This is a genomic window from Anabaenopsis sp. FSS-46 (assembly GCF_029891665.1).
GTDB classification, from domain to species: Bacteria; Cyanobacteriota; Cyanobacteriia; order Cyanobacteriales; family Nostocaceae; genus Anabaenopsis; species Anabaenopsis arnoldii.
In genome coordinates, this window is record NZ_JANQDG010000130.1 from 38,830 (window position 1) to 53,035 (window position 14,206).

Sequence of the window (14,206 nt, forward strand, 5' to 3'; positions counted from 1 at the left end):
AAAATTGAAAGGCACTAAAGTCTTCTATCCATGTCTTACGAACCCCTCCACCACAAGTATCGCCCAAAGAGTTTTGTAGAATTGGTCGGACAAGAGGCGATCGCCACCACCCTCACCAACGCGATTCGCACAGCTAAAATTGCCCCAGCCTATTTGTTTACTGGACCCAGAGGTACGGGAAAAACTTCCAGCGCGCGGATTCTGGCTAAGTCCCTAAATTGTCTCCACAGTGATCAGCCCACTGCTGAACCCTGTGGAGTGTGCGATGTTTGTCAAGGTATCACTAAGGGTTATTCCCTCGATGTGATAGAAATTGATGCCGCTAGCAACACTGGTGTCGATAATATCCGTGAGCTGATTGAAAAGGCGCAGTTTGCACCGGTACAGTGTCGCTACAAGGTTTATGTGATCGATGAATGTCATATGCTCAGTACCGCAGCATTTAATGCGCTCCTCAAAACATTAGAAGAACCACCAAAACACGTAGTTTTTGTGTTAGCTACAACAGACCCCCAGCGAGTATTGCCAACAATTATTTCACGCTGCCAAAAATTTGACTTTAGACGTATTCAGTTAGAGTCCATGGTGAAGCATTTAAGTGCGATCGCCCGTCAAGAAAATATTCATATTTCTCCTGATGCTGTCACCTTGATTGCTCAAATCGCTCAGGGAGGATTGCGAGATGCGGAAAGTTTACTAGACCAATTAGCACTGGTGACTGGTGAAGTCACCCCGGAGAAAGTTTGGGATTTGGTTGGTTCAGTCAGTGAACAAGACTTACTAACGCTATTAAAGGCGATCGCTCAAAACCAACCAGAAGCAGTTTTAGATTGCAGCCGTAAAATCCTTGATAGTGGACGGGAACCCCTAATTATTCTGCAAAATCTCGCCGTCTGCTATCGGGACTTACTCATAGCTAAAACTGCACCTAACCGCCAGGATTTAGTTACCTGTACCCAGCAAACCTGGATAGCACTGGTTGAATTTGCCCAGCAACTAGACATGACGATCATTTTACAGGGGCAGCAACACCTGCGCACAGCGGAACTACAAATTAAAAATACCACCCAACCGCGCTTGTGGTTAGAGGTGACATTATTAGGTTTATTACCCAGTGCTAATCTTCAAATCCAAACTGTGATTACACCTCAGTCAGTGAATCCGCCAGTTGTAGGTACAAATTATTACCCTGTTGTTTCTCCACCACCTCAGCCCACGAATCAAAACACCACCCTTAACCCAATATCTTTACCTCAGCCCACAAGTGAAAATACCACGGCTCATCCACCCGCCATCACACCACAACCTCTCACTTCCCCACCAGCAAGTGGAACTACTAACCCTCCTTCTAGAGAGAAAGTGACCACACCATCAGAGTGTGACTTAACTCAAGTTTGGCAACAGGTACTTGTGAATATTCACATACCTTCCCGCAGAGCCTTACTTGGTCAAATGTGCCAGATAATAGAGTTTAATGGGAACTTGGCTCGTATTGCGGTCAAAGGTACTTGGTTAGACGCACTCAAATCTGATCTACCCATGATTAAGGCTGCTTTCCAAGAGATTTTTCAGCGGCAAATCGAAGTTTATCTCGAAAAAGGAACTTCTTCGACTGGTAACACCACAAGAACAAATCCTCAACCACAAAATTATACTCCCGTTCAGCAACCACCAGCACCCAAATACAATCAACTTGTGTCTGACGCACCGCCGCCAGCTACACCCAAACCAGCACCAAGCAAAACCGAATCAACCACCGGTGTACCTAAGGTGCAAACCTTGTCCCCGCCACAAATACCCACACCTCCGGCTGATTGGGGAACCGAAGAGGTGGAAAGCGCAGCCCAGCGTCTAGCTCAATTCTTCGATGGGCAAATTATCCGCCTGACAGGGGATGCATTAGACTTGCCTGAAACCATGACTATATCTGAGTGGATGGACGAGTCAGAACTTGATGACGAATAAAAAAAATCCATCCAAATTTAAATTTGGAAATGGATTTTCAGTGTTAACTTGGCTGCAAAAAACTAGTTACCGGTTCCTGAATGCACGGTTTTTACCCATTTTAGACGTTTTGGTCTGAGGGACATCCGAGCAGTGGTACTGCTCATCACAACTAACCAGTGCAACATATACAAAGCACCACGTAGTGTTTGTAACAGCAACAGGAAAGATGTAGAAATATTAAATTTCTCATCTTGACGTATGCGCTTCAGTCCGGCAAACATACCCACAACAGACATACCCACGGATAGTGTAGTTACCGATCCTAAAATTGGTAGACGATGCCGAGCTAGGGCCATGAATAAATCTGGAATTGCTGCTGTGGGTAGGATATACATACTCAACATAAACATGAGCATATCCCAGGTTTTTCGCGTACCCATGCGGTTTCTGACAATTAGATCCCAGTAATCTAAATAGCGTTGATAGCCGCCTTCTGCCCAACGATTGCGCTGATGCCAAAGGGCGATGGCATTTGTGACACCCTCTTCCTGCACAGCTGGGCAAAATGTACAGTCAATGTCCCATTGGTTTAAATGTAGGCGCAAAGTCAGATCCAAATCATCCGTGATGGTTTCTTCATTCCACCCGCCACAACTTTCTAAGGCTGTACGCCGGACAAATTGACCATTACCGCGGAGTTCGCCAATACCACCCAGGGCTACACGTTGCTGCTGAAACCAGGTATCCAAAGCCATTTCTGCCATCTGACCTTGAGTCCAAAAATTTTCTTTGGCGTTAGCGATGGCTTTTCGCACCTGCACCGCCCCCACCTTTTCTCGTTGGAATAAAGGTACCACCTTGAGCAATAAGTCTGGCACTACCTGAGCATCAGCATCAAACACTGCGACAATTTCGCCCTTAGTCAATGGCAATACCTGATTTAATGCTCCTGATTTGCCGCCACTAGCTTGTGGAGAACGTCTGATAACCTTGAGTTGCTGATATTCTTGGGCTAGTTGGGCTAAGAGTTCCGGTGTCTTATCTGTGCTGTTATCGTCAATTATCCAGACTTCATATTGCCCACCTGGATATTCCAGATTGCAAAGATTCTTGACTAACTTGCCAATAACGGCTTCCTCATTTTTTGCAGCTACTAGCACAGATACACAGGGAAAATCTCCCTGGATGTTTTTGGCATAGCGCCGGGGTCTAGCAAATACCACCACTAAGGCATGAAATCCTAGAAGAGTGGTCAGTCCTAGAATCAATATTGAACCCCAAGAAGCTAAATGCAGAGCGATTGTACCGCTCCACACTACAGTCAACATGAGAGCAGCTTTGCGTCTACGTCCTTGAAACCGGGATGGTAGAGACATGGGATCCACCTCTACCACTAACTCCTGCTGATCTGCCGAGGGATCGGATAACACAGAGTTAAGTGGGTCAAGCTCTTCGTAATAATCATCTTCGGGCCAGGAATTCGCTGGCATAGGTTACTTGATTCAAAAACCAGTTGTTATACAGCTGAAAAAAAGCAAGGAATCCAACACTTGAGAGCGCTGATTTCTGCTTTTATTGCTTCAGCTTCTTTGTTAAAAGCCAATGCATATTAATTGTAACCGAATTTTTAACATTTCTTAGCACCAAATTTGGAGTTTCAAAGTATTTTGGATGATTTATTAGGTTTAGGTTTTACAGTGACCAGCCCCAAGAAAGTAGATTATGGGGAACTGTACCTTGTGAGCACTCCACCCTGTTGCCGTAACCCACTAAAATTAGTAAACACCTTCCTTTTGCAATTAGGAGTGCATGTGTGCCACAATCTGCTAAATGTTTGCTGATTGGCTCAACTGAGATTTATAGTGGTAAATCTGCAACTGTTTTGGGTTTGTCTCATCAGCTACAGCAAAAAGGACTAGATATTGCCTACGGTAAACCCCTGGGCACTTGTTTTAGTGCATCTGGCGGAACCTTAGTTGAGGAAGATGTCCAGTTTATTGCTCATAGTCTGAACTTACCAAAAAACCGTGTTGCGGCCACAATACTGGCTTTGGATGAGGTCAATGTCCAAAGACGCTGGCGCGGCGAAGACAACACCAATTATCGGCAGTTATTAAAACAGCAATATTTGCAAATTTCCCAGGGAGATTTAGTGTTGCTAGAGGGACCAGGTGATTTGACACAAGGCAGTCTGTTTGATTTGTCCTTGTTACAGGTTGCTGAGACGTTAGATGCGGCTGTACTGTTGGTAACACGTTATAGTTCACTGCTCTCAACTGGGGCCTTATTATCTGCCAAGCGGTATGTGGGCGATCGCTTGGTGGGAGTTGTGATTAATGATATCCCTAGCGAACAATTAGAAATAGTTGACGCTCAATTATGCCCGTTTCTAGAAAAGCAAGACATCCCTGTATTGGCCACATTGCCGAAAAGTGATTTACTCCGCAGTGTCAGCGTTGGTGAACTGGTAAACCAGTTAAAGGCGGAAGTTCTCTGTCGTCGAGATCGCTTGGATTTGATGGTGGAGAGTTTGGCAATTGGGGCAATGAATGTCAATGCGGCTGTGAAGTATTTCCACAAACGCCGAAATATGGCAGTAGTCACAGGAGGCGATCGCGTGGAAATTCAACAAGCCGCCCTAGAAACCTCTACACAATGCCTGATTTTGACTGGACAGCTGCCACCACCTGCCTTTATTCTCAGTCGTGCTGAAGAGCTAGAAATCCCCATCCTATCGGTTGACTTAGATACCCTAACCACTGTGGAAATTATCGACCGGACCTTTGGTCAAGTACGGGTACATGAACCCATCAAGGTTCACTGCATTCGCCAGTTGATGGCCGAGAATTTTGACATTGATCGCTTGTTATCTAAACTAGGCTTAACTGCCCCAGGGACATTAGCTTAAGTGAAGCTGGAATCCCCCGTGTTTAGGCGTGGGGAGTGTCCAGCAGCTATTGAGCTACTGAAGCAAACATCATAAAAATGTAGCAATATGTAACTATATTTGGCTGTTCACCTACACTCTGTTTGGTAGAATAACTGGGTTGTTTAATGTGATTACGTCCATCTTTGAGCCAGTCAACAGACCTTACCAACCTAGATACATTAGCGCAGGAACTGGCGACCATCCAACAAACGGGTTCTAAGCGAATCGCCTTGTTGGGTTCTCGTCATGTGCCAATTACGCATCAAAATCTCATTGAGATGATGACCTATGCCTTGGTTCTATCAGGCAATCGGGTCATCACCTCTGGGGCTACAGGGACAAATTCAGCTGCCATTAAGGGAGCAATGCGGGCTGATCCCAATTTATTGACGGTGATTTTACCCCAAAGTTTGGAACGTCAGCCCCATGAATCACGCCAACAACTAGAGCAGGTGATGCATCTGGTAGAAAATTCCAGTAATGATAATCTGTCTTTAGCTGAAGCTAGTTACATTTGTAACAAGGAGATTATCTCCCGATGCCAGCAACTCATCTGTTTTGCTTTTCACGACAGTCGTACTCTGCTGCAAACTTGTGGAGATGCAGAAGAACAAAGAAAAGTTGTCACACTTTTCTACTTTGACTAAAGTGCAGTAAGTCCTCGCCCTGGTAATGATAGATATAGGAAACTGCGAATTGGTAACAGGTAACCACCTGTTACCTGTTCATCACAGCTAACTACAAATACATTGATTGGTTTAATCATGCTATCGCAACTGCCTGTGTCTGTTATTTTGTTGTATTCTATTGCTGCTGCTGCCCTTCTGATTTATCTGCCCTTTCTATTGGTAGCTTATGCGCGGGTGCGGATTGGCTATGAAGCCCTTGCTACTCCTCGCGCCATGTTTGATAAATTGCCCCCCTATGCTCAAAGAGCCACTTGGGCGCATCAAAACTCTCTGGAAGCATTTATGTTGTTTGCCACCGCCGCACTGATGGCATATGTAACTGGGGTAAATTATACTACAGCAACAGTGGCGGCGATCGCTTTTGTGGTGGCGCGTTTGCTATACTCAGTTTTTTATATTTTGAATATACCCCTATTGCGATCGCTGATGTTTGCCATTGCCTCCCTGAGCTCTGCTACTCTGATTATCTCCAGCATCATTCAAGCCCAGAGTTAATTGGGCAGTAGAAATGCGGGTTGAAAATCACCGGTAAACCGAAAATCTAAAATTGTTTATGGCTTCTACATATTCCTTTGACATTGTGAGCGACTTTGATCGACAAGAGTTAGTGAATGCGGTCGATCAAGTTATGCGAGATATCAAAGGTCGTTATGACCTCAAAGATACTCAAACCACTGTAGAGTTAAACGAGCAAACCATTAATGTCAGCACTGACAGCGAGTTTACCTTAGATTCTGTTCACAACATCCTCCGGGAAAAAGCCGCCAAGCGTCAGCTTTCTCAGAAAATTTTCGAGTTTGGCAAAGTTGAATCAGCTAGTGGTAACCGTGTACGTCAAGAAATCACACTCAAAAAAGGCATCAGTCAGGAAATAGCTAAACAAATTTCCAAATTGATTCGGGACGAATTCAAAAAAGTACAAGCCTCAATTCAAGGTGATGCTGTACGAGTTTCAGCTAAAGCTAAGGATGACTTACAAGCTGTGATGCAGCGTCTGAAACAAGAAGACCTTCCTGTGGCTTTACAATTTACCAATTACCGTTAAACAACCTATGGGGTGGATTTTATCCACCCCATACCATTGTTTTCAAATCAGGTTCGATAGTTTTTCGCTAATTATTAACTAGTTAACTGCCTTCCGCATTAGCTGAGATTAAAGAATTTTGTGAGTGTGGGAATGCTGCTTAACATTGTCTTCTTTAGTGACAACTCTAGCGGCATTCAGTACGCGCTTACGCTCCGTTGAATATTGAAAATCAGTGTAGGTTGTACCTAAAGGAATGAGGGACTGTGCAGTTTCACGTCGTTTGTAGGTGCGAGCTGCAGCAAACACCCGCACAGCGAATTCTTCCCCAAACTGAGTCGAATCTGGAAAGCCATCTGGTAGCACAGGTGTATTGCCATCCAGAACAGATCCCAGGGTGGTTGCACAAGCCAGCTTATAAGAGGTGGGAATACCTTTGAACAATGCTTCTAGAGCAGCAGAGGGAATTGGTTCTACTACTTCCACTTGATAAACTTCCCCATCTTCCTTAATGAAGCAGGTTGATAGACCTATAACAATATAATCGTTAGCGGTGAGATCCGGTGCATCTTCATAGGAAATTGCTGTTGTCATAAAAATTTTCCCAACCTTCAAAATTACGATGTGTGCTTGAGTGCTATACTTTTCCGTCGCCTACAGCATGAGTTAGAGTAGGCACGATACCTGACGGCAACAAGCAATGAGCTAAATCAAGGCTTGTGGGCATTCTAGCAATTTGTTGCTCTTACTACTTGATTAGTCTTAAAGATTGATATTTATCTTATGGGTGAGGTATTAAATATGAGGTTCGAGCATTAATTGTTTAAGTAATGTGAAGTCTTATACGGAACTTATGTAGTGGTGTCAATGGAGATAATAAGTAATTATATAGCCTTTTTCAGCTAATTGTACTACAGACGGAAACATAGTATATATAAGCAATAACACCCGTCAAGAAAAGCTATCTATCCGTATAAATTCGTACTACTTACCTTATGGTAATACATTTAATATTTCCGCTTTCTGAACATCAGGATTTACGAGTACTACTGGAAATTGATTAGGGTCAAATTTATACCCTTGCTGTTGTCTAATAATATGAGCTTGATGGGGGTCGAAATTACGCTGAAATTCGCTTTGCAAACTCTCAACACGTTCTTCCATCAGCTTGACCTCAGTCTTGACTTCTCGCAACCTATTCTGCTGTGTCCAATGATAAGGCAGAAGTTGTACCAGGGCAGATACTGCTGCAGTGCAGAGGACTAAGTTAACTGCTATTTTAGCTGTGGTTTCCAGGGCTATAACCTGGTAGGAACGTTGACGAAGATGCCGTTTTGGTCGAGGAGCAGCCCGGCGTTTTTGTATAGGTTGTACCGGCGGTCTAGACGGTTGAATGGCGTTCATTATGCTTAAAAAACCTGACTAATTTCATGACAACTTCATAGAATGCACACTGACGGGGTTTACACCTTTACTTAGCTGTCATATTACTTCATTTTTCCGAAATTGCTACACGTATATTTAAAGTTAAAATGTTACTCTATATGAGCAAGTAGCTAGCATTTAAAAACTTCTAGCATTTAGCCACTAGCACCCCGTTTACCCGATTATTATTCTTTTATAAGATTATGTCAATTCCGAGTCATGGTTATTTTTTTTCACAGGGCTTCGGGGATATGTAATCTTGCCTTGTTTTGAATAAATCTCCCAGATGTTGTCGGGTAAAGTTGAAAGGTTTTCTATTTGACTAAAAGAATATACTTATAAAGACAACAACCAGGACTGGCCTGATTGTTGTTTGAGAGTGGGGCGATTTTGAATCTACCCCGGTTACCATGTCAGAACGTGGCGTTATTTATAGAGTTCTGTTGCTAAACGCCAAGCCAGAATTCCTGGAATCAGCGCTACAGCTAGAGCAATGTACACCTGAGTGTCTGATATAGGCATGGTTTGAACCCTCCTGAGCTTCAAATCAATATTGAACAGTTCGTTTACTACTTTTCACTGTTTTGCCAAGAATGTGGAATATCTTGTTACAAGATGCAACAAAAACAGTGATTTGTCATTAAAAAAATTTATAAAACTATGGATTTTTATTTGGGGATCGATTTCGGTACATCTGGGGTTAGGGGTGTGGTGATTAATCATGAAGCTTGCACCCAGGCAGAAATCAAGCATCCTTGGGCAGATGGGGCTGTTACTAACTTAGCAGATTCGTGGCATGGGGCTTTATTTCGACTGCTGACACAAATACCAGAGAAATTGCGCCGAGAAATCAAGGGGATCGCCATTAACGGTACTTCTTCCACAGTCCTGCTGTGTGATGCGGCTGGTCAGCCTGTAGATGCACCTTTATTGTATAACGATGGGCGGGGATCAGTGGTGCTGCCGCAATTAAAAAGTCTTGCACCACGGCAAAGTAACGTATTAAGTGCAACTTCTAGCCTAGTAAAATTGCTGTGGATGGTGCAACAGCCGAGTTTCAGCAAAGCGAGATATTTTCTGCATCAAGCCGATTGGTTAGGATTTCTGCTGCATGGGTATTTGGGAATTAGCGATTACCATAACGCTTTAAAGCTGGGCTATGACGTGGAAGAGTTGAAATATCCACAATGGCTAGAAAAACTAGAATTACCGATTCAGTTACCCAGAGTTTTACCCCCCGGTACTCCCATTGCCAAATTGCGCCCGGAAATAGCAACTCAGTTTCATTTCCCTGATGATTGCTTGGTGTATGCTGGTACAACTGATAGTATTGCCGCTTTCTTGGCTAGTGGGGCCAAATCCCCCGGGGAAGCGGTGACATCCTTGGGTTCGACCTTGGCGGTCAAACTATTGAGTCGTACCCGAGTAGAAGATGCACGATATGGTATTTATAGCCATCGCTGGGGTAACTTGTGGCTGGCTGGGGGTGCTTCTAATACTGGGGGGGCGGTGCTAAAGCAATTTTTTAGTGATGCTGAGTTAGAAAGATTGAGCAGCGAAATTGATATTACAAGAGCCAGCGAGTTAGATTATTATCCATTGTTGCAGCCAGGCGATCGCTTTCCCATTAATGATCCGGCTTTACCGCCGCGATTAACACCACGCCCTGAGAGTAGTGTGGAATTTTTGCATGGGTTGTTAGAAAGTATTGCCCGAATTGAGGCTAATGGGTATAAATTATTGCAAAAAATGGGGGCAGATAAATTAACTCGTGTTTACACTGCCGGGGGTGGTGCGGTAAATTCTACTTGGTCTGGCATTCGTGAACGACATTTAAAGGTGTCTGTGATGTCGTCGGTGCATAGGGAAGCTGCTTATGGTACGGCGCTTTTGGCCATGAGAGGGACTGATTTTTTTAACTAGCCACTGGACTGCACAAGTGTCACAGAAGATTTATACAGTTGCTCTAACAACCGATCCAAAAAAGCTAACTGCTGCGCCAGTAGTAGTCGCTGTTGCTTGTTAACTTTGAGTTGGGTTTTGAATCCTAGTAGCATTTTGTCACCAAGCGAAAAGATGACAGGTTTTGAGTAAATGTGATTATTTGTTAGTATTAGTTAATGAACGATTAACTAATACTAACCCTCGATTTAACTGGGAAGCACCCATTAACTTTCTTGGTTAACCTTCTCAAATCTCCTGTTTGTCTGTCATCTCCGCCTGATGCTTTTCCTGTCCATGAATCCTTCTTCCAGGCTATGGCAAAATTTATAAGAGTCCTTCCAGAATTACTTGTCCCCGCATGACCGCAAATATTAGCAACCTCCCTAGTCTCTATGACCCATTTACCACCGAAGCCAGGTGGCAAAAATTTTGGGAAGAAAACCAAGTTTACAAAGCTGACCCCAATCAAGGCGGTGAACCTTACTGTATTGTGATTCCCCCTCCTAATGTCACGGGGAGTTTACACATGGGTCATGCTTTTGAAAGTGCCTTAATTGATACTCTGGTGCGCTATCACCGCATGAAAGGGCGTAACACCCTATGGGTACCGGGAACTGACCACGCCAGCATCGCCGTTCACACGATGTTAGAAAAACAACTCAAGAAAGAGGGTAAAACTCGCTACGAACTGGGGCGCGAGGAATTCTTAGAACGCGCTTGGCAATGGAAGGCGGACTCTGAGGGTACAATTGTTAATCAGTTAAAACGTTTGGGTGTGTCGGTTGATTGGACACGGGAACGGTTTACTTTAGATGAAGGTTTATCAAAAGCTGTTCTGGAAGCCTTTGTAAGTCTCTATGAGTCAGGATTAATTTATCGTGGAGAATATTTAGTGAATTGGTGTCCTGCTTCTGGGTCGGCGGTGTCTGATGTAGAAGTGGATAATCAAGAAGTTGATGGGAATCTTTGGCATTTCCGCTATCCCCTGAGTGATAATTCTGGGTTTGTGGAGGTGGCGACCACTCGACCGGAAACTATGCTGGGTGATACTGCTGTGGCTGTTAACCCCAATGATGAAAGGTACTCTCATTTGATTGGTAAGACCCTCACTCTACCAATTATGAATCGGGAAATTCCCATTATTGGTGATGAGTTTGTTGATCCCACTTTCGGAACTGGTTGTGTTAAGGTGACTCCAGCCCATGACCCGAATGACTTTGAAATGGGTAAGCGTCACAATCTGCCGTTGATCAATATTATGAATAAGGATGGAACTCTTAATGCTCAGGCTGGGGAGTTCCAGGGACAAGACCGCTTTGTGGCTAGGAAGAATGTGGTTTCTCGCTTGGAGTCAGAGGGTGTGCTGGTGAAGGTGGAGAATTATAAGCATACTGTTCCTTATAGCGATCGCGGTAAAGTCCCGGTAGAACCACTATTATCTACTCAGTGGTTTGTGAAAATTCGCCCCATGGCTGATCAAGCTTTAGAATTTCTGGACGGGCAAAATTCGCCGGAGTTTGTCCCCCAACGCTGGACTAAGGTTTATCGTGATTGGCTGGTTAAGTTAAAGGATTGGTGTATCTCTCGTCAATTATGGTGGGGTCATCAAATTCCGGCTTGGTATGCGGTGAGTGAAACCGGCGGCCAAATTACCGATAATACCCCCTTTGTGGTGGCAAAATCAGCCGCTGAGGCTTGGGAAAAAGCTAAAACACAATTTGGCGAAAATGTCAAGTTAGAACAAGACCCAGATGTGTTAGATACTTGGTTTTCTTCTGGGCTTTGGCCATTTTCAACTTTGGGTTGGCCAGAACAAACGCCGGATTTAAGGACTTATTACCCTAACACTGCTTTGGTGACTGGTTTTGATATTATCTTTTTCTGGGTGGCCAGAATGACGATGATGGCCGGACACTTTACTGGGAAAATGCCATTTAATGATGTTTACATTCACGGGTTAGTTCTGGATGAAAACGGTCAGAAAATGTCGAAAACTAAAGGTAATGGGATTGACCCACTATTATTAATTGACAAGTATGGTACTGACGCGCTGCGCTATACCTTAGTTAAAGAAGTGGCGGGGGCGGGTCAAAATATCCGCCTGGAATATGACCGCAAAAAGGATGAGTCGTCATCGGTGGAAGCGGCGCGCAACTTTGCTAATAAGTTATGGAATGCGGCCCGGTTTGTCATGATGAATTTGGATGGACAAACGCCGCAACAGTTAGGTCAACCACTGGCTACAGAATTAAGTGATAAGTGGATTCTTTCCCGTTATCATCAAGTTATCAAACAAACTAGTAATTACATTGATAACTACGGTTTAGGGGAAGCGGCCAAAGGTCTGTATGAGTTTATCTGGGGTGATTTTTGTGACTGGTATATTGAATTAGTCAAATCCCGGTTACAAAAAGATGCCGATCCCGCATCCCGCAAGGTAGCACAACAAATTCTTGCCTATGTCCTGGAAGGGATTTTAAAATTACTGCATCCCTTAATGCCTCACATTACTGAGGAGATTTGGCAAACTCTCACCCAACAACCAGGGGATTCTTTAGAAAGTTTATCTTTACAAGCCTATCCGCAAAGCGATAATCACCTGATTAATCCCGATTTGGAAGCACAGTTTGAATTGCTCATTGGTACAATCCGTACGATTCGGAATTTACGCGCTGAGGCGGATATTAAGCCAGGGGCGAAAATTACGACCAACTTGCAAACTGATAATCCCCAGGAACAGCAAATCCTCACAGATGGACGGGCGTATATTCAAGATTTGGCTAAGGTGGAGAATTTAACTATTGCTGGTGTGGGGGAAGCTTCTCCCGCAGAGGAACCCGTCCCAGAAATGGTGGAGAAAAAACCTCTGAGGGGTTTAAAGACAATTGCTTTAATTATTGTACTGCTTGTCTTTACTAGGATAGGTTTAGCGACGGGGAAGGCAATTTATGAAATTCCCTTAATGGGGAGATTTTTTGAAATAGTTGGTTTGGGTTATGCATCTTGGTTTGTTGTACAAAATCTCCTCCTAGCTGAGGACAGACAAAAGCTTTTAGCTGTGTTTTCTGCGCCGCGCCATCCCAAGGAAATCTTACAAACAGAATTACAACAGCCACCAGCACCAGAAAATGCCATTGCTGGTGTTGTGGGTACTGTACAAGTGGTAATTCCTTTGAGTGGGGATGTTGTAGATATTGCTACTCTGCGGGCTAAACTGGAAAAAAGCCTCAACAAAGCCGAAGCTGAGGCTAAGTCTTTGAGTGGGAGGTTAAGTAATCCGAAGTTTGTGGATAAAGCGCCAGCAGAAGTGGTACAGGGAGCCAGAGATTCTTTAGCAGAAGCTGAGAAACAAGCTGAAATTTTGCGCGATCGCTTGCGTAGTTTAACATAGGTCTAATGGGTAATGGTTAAATACAAATTAACCATTACCTATGAACTTACAGCGCATTTTATCTGAGTTAGGTACACAAGGGCGGACACCGATAGCTACCGCTTGCGTAAGCCATTGCCCACCCCAGAAGATTTATGATATTAATGTGTTTACTTTATTGATTTTAAAAGTGCTGTAAATCATATTTTACTTTTCCCCACGGCTGAAAATCAAGCCATGCTATATCTAGCTCAAGTACATAAAAAGAAATTTTCAGATAACTTTCACTTACGCTTGTTAGCACGTCAAGAAAGTCCAAACCTGTGGGTAATTATCCCTGAAGAGAGTGTGATTTCTGTGGGTAAAGAAACTAAGATGAGTGATAACTTGCTGGTTTTAGTGCAGCTTTCCCCTGAAGGTGATATTGAAAGTTTAGAAGATGCTAAGGACTGGGTAATAAATTTAGTGCAAACCTACCTCAGCATTGGTATGACACCAAAACAGTTAGAAGAAGAAGTAGAACTTGCCGAAAACTGGCGACAATCTCTAACTTTACAAAATCAAGAATTAGCTCGTCGTACTCTAGAACTAGAAGCACGTCGCGAACAGATTCAAGCCTTAGAAGAACGTCTTCGACGTGACAGAAATCGTCACCATGGAGACTCTGGTTAAACAATTCAAATCTAAGTTTATGTGGGAAAAAATCACCTGATCCCGAAACCCTCTCCTTGGTAAGAAGCTATTCATTACCCACATTTTTCTTAACAATCTTGAAACATTTATGTGGCAACGGTTTCAACGCTTGAAAATTTCCCTACTCTTGACAAAATGTACCTTATTCTTATTGATAAAAACCTTATTTTATTGATAATCATCAA

At 43.7% G+C, this 14,206-nt stretch carries 14 protein-coding genes; 8 read left to right on the forward strand and 6 right to left on the reverse strand.

Features of this window, described 5'->3' with window-relative positions; genetic code table 11:
* Positions 1 to 30: 30 nt before the first annotated feature.
* On the forward strand, positions 31 to 1,965 hold the full coding sequence (locus NWP21_RS15800) for a DNA polymerase III subunit gamma/tau (RefSeq protein WP_280793390.1): 1,935 nt from the start codon (positions 31 to 33) through the stop codon (positions 1,963 to 1,965).
* Between the two features lie 62 nt (positions 1,966 to 2,027).
* Here NWP21_RS15800 and NWP21_RS15805 read toward each other — a convergent pair whose 3' ends face one another.
* A complete protein-coding gene (locus tag NWP21_RS15805; RefSeq protein ID WP_271733475.1) occupies positions 2,028 to 3,437 on the reverse strand; it encodes a glycosyltransferase family 2 protein in 1,410 nt (469 codons plus the stop codon).
* A gap of 323 nt (positions 3,438 to 3,760) precedes the next feature.
* Between NWP21_RS15805 and NWP21_RS15810 the strand changes: the two genes are divergently transcribed.
* A complete protein-coding gene (locus NWP21_RS15810) occupies positions 3,761 to 4,855 on the forward strand; it encodes a phosphotransacetylase family protein (RefSeq protein ID WP_271733476.1) in 1,095 nt (364 codons plus the stop codon).
* Between the two features lie 164 nt (positions 4,856 to 5,019).
* Positions 5,020 to 5,523 (forward strand): DNA recombination-mediator protein A, encoded by a 504-nt coding sequence (locus NWP21_RS15815; protein ID WP_271733477.1) that lies wholly within the window; start codon positions 5,020 to 5,022, stop codon positions 5,521 to 5,523.
* Here the strand turns inward: NWP21_RS15815 and NWP21_RS15820 are convergent.
* Entirely contained in the window at positions 5,520 to 5,642 is a 123-nt protein-coding gene (locus NWP21_RS15820; protein WP_271761515.1) for a hypothetical protein, read from the reverse strand. The genes NWP21_RS15815 and NWP21_RS15820 overlap by 4 nt on opposite strands.
* Here NWP21_RS15820 and NWP21_RS15825 point away from each other — a divergent pair.
* Together NWP21_RS15825 and NWP21_RS15830 are read left to right on the forward strand one after the other, a co-directional pair.
* Positions 5,641 to 6,060 (forward strand): MAPEG family protein, encoded by a 420-nt coding sequence (locus NWP21_RS15825; protein WP_271733478.1) that lies wholly within the window; start codon positions 5,641 to 5,643, stop codon positions 6,058 to 6,060. The genes NWP21_RS15820 and NWP21_RS15825 overlap by 2 nt on opposite strands.
* Before the next feature lie 58 nt (positions 6,061 to 6,118).
* Entirely contained in the window at positions 6,119 to 6,610 is a 492-nt protein-coding gene (locus NWP21_RS15830) for a YajQ family cyclic di-GMP-binding protein (RefSeq protein WP_271733479.1), read from the forward strand.
* Positions 6,611 to 6,718: 108 nt separating this feature from the next.
* Here NWP21_RS15830 and NWP21_RS15835 read toward each other — a convergent pair whose 3' ends face one another.
* The 3 genes from NWP21_RS15835 to psaM form a co-directional block, all read right to left on the reverse strand.
* Positions 6,719 to 7,183 carry a hypothetical protein gene (locus NWP21_RS15835; protein ID WP_271733481.1) on the reverse strand — a complete coding sequence of 155 codons (465 nt, stop codon included), beginning with the start codon at positions 7,181 to 7,183 and terminating at the stop codon, positions 6,719 to 6,721.
* A gap of 399 nt (positions 7,184 to 7,582) precedes the next feature.
* The gene (locus NWP21_RS15840) at positions 7,583 to 7,993 is read right to left on the reverse strand and encodes a hypothetical protein (protein WP_280793391.1); all 411 of its coding nucleotides are present in this window, start codon (positions 7,991 to 7,993) and stop codon (positions 7,583 to 7,585) included.
* A gap of 447 nt (positions 7,994 to 8,440) precedes the next feature.
* Positions 8,441 to 8,536, reverse strand: a complete 96-nt coding sequence (gene psaM / locus NWP21_RS15845) for a photosystem I reaction center subunit XII (RefSeq protein ID WP_006196319.1) — start codon at positions 8,534 to 8,536, stop codon at positions 8,441 to 8,443.
* A 138-nt stretch (positions 8,537 to 8,674) separates the two neighbouring features.
* Here psaM and NWP21_RS15850 point away from each other — a divergent pair, with 138 nt between their 5' ends.
* A complete protein-coding gene (locus NWP21_RS15850) occupies positions 8,675 to 9,937 on the forward strand; it encodes an FGGY-family carbohydrate kinase (RefSeq protein ID WP_280793392.1) in 1,263 nt (420 codons plus the stop codon).
* Here the strand turns inward: NWP21_RS15850 and NWP21_RS15855 are convergent.
* Positions 9,934 to 10,071, reverse strand: coding sequence for a hypothetical protein (locus NWP21_RS15855; RefSeq protein WP_280793393.1), 138 nt, complete (start codon positions 10,069 to 10,071; stop codon positions 9,934 to 9,936). The two genes, NWP21_RS15850 and NWP21_RS15855, sit on opposite strands and share 4 nt — an antisense overlap.
* Before the next feature lie 245 nt (positions 10,072 to 10,316).
* Between NWP21_RS15855 and NWP21_RS15860 the strand changes: the two genes are divergently transcribed.
* Entirely contained in the window at positions 10,317 to 13,349 is a 3,033-nt protein-coding gene (locus NWP21_RS15860; RefSeq protein ID WP_280793394.1) for a valine--tRNA ligase, read from the forward strand.
* A gap of 216 nt (positions 13,350 to 13,565) precedes the next feature.
* The gene (locus tag NWP21_RS15865; RefSeq protein ID WP_280793395.1) at positions 13,566 to 14,000 is read left to right on the forward strand and encodes a hypothetical protein; all 435 of its coding nucleotides are present in this window, start codon (positions 13,566 to 13,568) and stop codon (positions 13,998 to 14,000) included.
* Positions 14,001 to 14,206: the final 206 nt, after the last annotated feature.